The following is a 232-nucleotide window of genomic DNA, read 5'->3' on the forward strand; positions in this document are numbered from 1 at the left end:
TACATATTTAGACATGCAAGTGCTTGGGATAGTGGTGACAATGTTTATCTGTTGATATTTGATGATATCTTATTGCTTAAGGCCGAGGCATTGAATGAACTAGATAGAATCCCTGAAGCATTGGCTCCGTTAAACATGGTTCGTAATCGTGTATATCTCGGAGGGATTAAAACAACAGATAAAATAACGTTAAGTGACTTTATCCTAAATGAAAGAAGGTTAGAGCTCGCCT

The 232-nt window shown here is 37.1% G+C and carries 1 protein-coding gene; it reads left to right on the plus strand.

Going from position 1 to position 232, the window contains the following annotated elements; translation table 11 throughout:
* A partial coding sequence (locus AC23ME_RS21165; RefSeq protein WP_487729709.1) for a RagB/SusD family nutrient uptake outer membrane protein occupies positions 1 to 232 on the plus strand: 232 nt, incomplete at both ends.

The organism is Pedobacter sp. T50_32 (assembly GCF_057652195.1).